Annotated in this window: 1 pseudogene; it reads right to left on the bottom strand. The window is 61.0% G+C overall.

Annotated elements, in window-relative coordinates:
- Window positions 1-2,896 (bottom strand): annotated as a pseudogene (locus CK230_RS33930) (hypothetical protein); the annotation flags it as partial.

Raw genomic sequence — 2,896 nt, 5'->3', positions numbered from 1 at the left:
CGACCAGGGATTGGTGATTTTTTAAATCAGTCGCTTGGCCGCGAGCGCCGAGATCATTCGCCAATCGGCGAAGCGCAGACGAGTATATTCGGACCGTCTCCGCGCTATATTTTTGCTGAGCCGCAGCGTGGCCGATCACCTGGTCAATAAGGTCCCGGTTTTCGTCGGTCAGATGGGGATAGCGGGTAGCACGGGCGCCACCCGCGACAGGAGCCGGATCGGCTCCGCGAGGCTCGGCCACGTGCTGCTCAAAGCTCACTTGCCAGGCCTGGCCCGCATCCGGCAAGAGGTCATGGCGGCCCAAGAAAGGGAGCATCGCGTCTGGGACGCGTTGGGTCCCATGGGAGAAGCCTTTGGGGACGGCGAACGAAACGTTTATAGAGTGCTCGATCGCAGCGGGGAGGTCAGACCATGCGGAGCGCGCGGCCTGCGCATGCAGCCTTCCGATGTGTTCGGACCCTGTCCCTTGAACGGGTACCCCTTCCAATGGCAATCCACCCAACTGCTGCATGGGGGGCTGCATCGGCATGCGGCCGCCTGAATTGCCGAGTTCGCTCAGCTGCTGCTGGATGGCGGCTTGCGGCGTATCCAGGGCCCTCTGCCTCTCCCCTGGCCTCAACAGCGCTGTGGAAGGTTCATTGTTGATGATGGCCCACTCGGGTGCCAGGTGGTTGCCCTGGTCAAGCGCATCCGGCGAGGGCCGGATCTGCTGTTGGCTGGCAGCTAACACTGGCGGGGCGGCGGCCTCAACTCCGGCGTGCCTAGAGCCGGCCGCTGCGAAAGCGTCGGCCACGATGCTGTTGAGGTCACCCGGTCTAGCGGACATCCCTGGGTTGCTGAAAAGAAACGAGGCGGCTTGATCATCGTGCCATCGCTGAAGCACTTCGCTCAATCCCTGTTCCAGTCGCAGAACCTCCTCCGGATTGGTTGGCGACTCGTCAGCTCGATCATCGAACAGTGGCCGGAACACCTCGGCAACCGCGGCTGACACGGGCTCAGCATCGCGCACCCGTCGCAACGCGAAGATCAGATTGCTATTGTCTGGAAACAACGTCTCCGCGAGTTTGACCCGCGAATCGTGATCCAGCCCAGAGATCGTCTGGCCCCGACTCTCAAGCGCCTCAGAAAATTTGCGAAGATTACGACCATAGTCAGCACGGGTGCTTGAGGCCAAGCTGCTGTCACTGGTCACTTGTTCTAAGAGATGCGCGTCTGCCTCTGAGGGCACCAGCGCTGGCCGCCCGACAGTAGCTGAATAGCCCGGCTCATGATACGCACGCAGGACGCTCAACGCCGCCTTTATATCATTGTTTTTCGGAAAGAAAGCATCGACGTGATCGACCAGGGATTGGTGATTTTTTAGATCAGTCGCTTGGCCACGAGCGCCGAGATCGTTCACCAGTCGGAGAAGTGCGTACCTGTATGTTCGGACTGTCGTCGCCGTATAGTTTTGCTGAGCCGCAGCGTGAGTGATCGCCCGATCAATAAGGTCCCAGTGTTCGTCGGACAGATGGGGATAGCGAGCATCGCGGGCGCCACTCGCGACAGGATCGGCGCGGCGCGGCTCGGCCACGAACAGCGGCCGGAACGCCTCGGCAACCCCGTCAGACACGGGCTCAGCATCGCGAACCCGTCGCAGCGCGGAGAGGAGATTGCCGTTACCTGGAAACAACCTCTCGGCGAATTCGATCCGCGAATCGTGATCCAGCCCAGAGATCGTCTGGCCCCGACTCTCAAGCGCCTCAGAGAATCTGCGAAGACTACTCTGATAGACAGCACGGCTGCTTGAGGCCAAGCTGCTGTCACGGGTCACTTGTTCCAAGAAATGCTCGTCTGCCTTTGAGGGCACGGCCACCAGCGGCCCGGGAGTAGCTGAATAGCCCGGCTCATGATACGCACGCAGGACGTTCAACGCCCTCTTCATATCAACGTTTTTCGGAAAGAAAGCATCGACGTGATCGACCAGGGTTTCGTGATTTTTTAAATCAGTCGCTTGGCCGCGAGCGCCGAGATCATTCGCCAATCGGCGAAGCGCATTCGAGTATCTTCGAACCGTGCTCTCGCTATATTTTTGCTGAGCCGCAACGTGAGTGATCGCCCGATCAATAAGGTCCCGGTGTTCGCCGGACAGATCGGGATAGCGGGCATCAAGGGCGCCACTCGCGACGGGAGCCGGTTCGCCTGGGCGAGGCTCGGCCACGTGCTGCTCAAAGCTCACTTGCCAGGCCTGGCCCGCATCCGGCAAGAGGTCATGGCGGCCCAAGAAAGGGAGCATCGCGTCTGGGACGCGTTGGGTCCCATGGGAGAAGCCTTTGGGGACGGCGAACGAAACGTTTATAGAGTGCTCGATCGCAGCGGGGAGGTCAGACCATGCGGAGCGCGCGGCCTCCGCATACAGCCTTCCGATGTGTTCGGACCCTGTCCCTTGAACGGGTACCCCTTCCAATGGCAATCCACCCAACTGCTGCATGGGGGGCTGCATCGGCATGCGGCCGCCTGAATTGCCGAGTTCGCTCAGCTGCTGCTGGATGGCGGCTTGCGGCGTATTCAGGGCCCTCTGCCTCTCCCCTGGCCTCAACAGCGCTGTGGAAGGTTCATTGTTGATGATGGCCCACTCGGGTGCCAGGTGGTTGCCCTGGTCAAGCGCATCCGGCGAGGGCCGGATCTGCTGTTGGCTGGCAGCTAACACTGGCGGGGCGGCGGCCTCAACTCCGGCGCGCCTAGAGCCGGCCGCTGCGAAAGCGTCGGCCACGATGCTGTTGAGGTCACCCCGTCTAGCGGACATCCCTGGGTTGCTGAAAAGAAACGAGGCGGCTTGATCATCGTGCCATCGCTGAAGCACTTCGCTCAATCCCTGTTCCAGTCGCAGAACCTCCTCCGGATTGGTTGGCGACTC

This window comes from Mesorhizobium sp. WSM3859 (assembly GCF_002295065.1).
Taxonomy (GTDB): domain Bacteria; phylum Pseudomonadota; class Alphaproteobacteria; order Rhizobiales; family Rhizobiaceae; genus Mesorhizobium.
The sequence above is the reverse complement of the archived record's forward strand: the minus strand, read 5'-3'. Positions and strand labels throughout refer to the sequence as shown.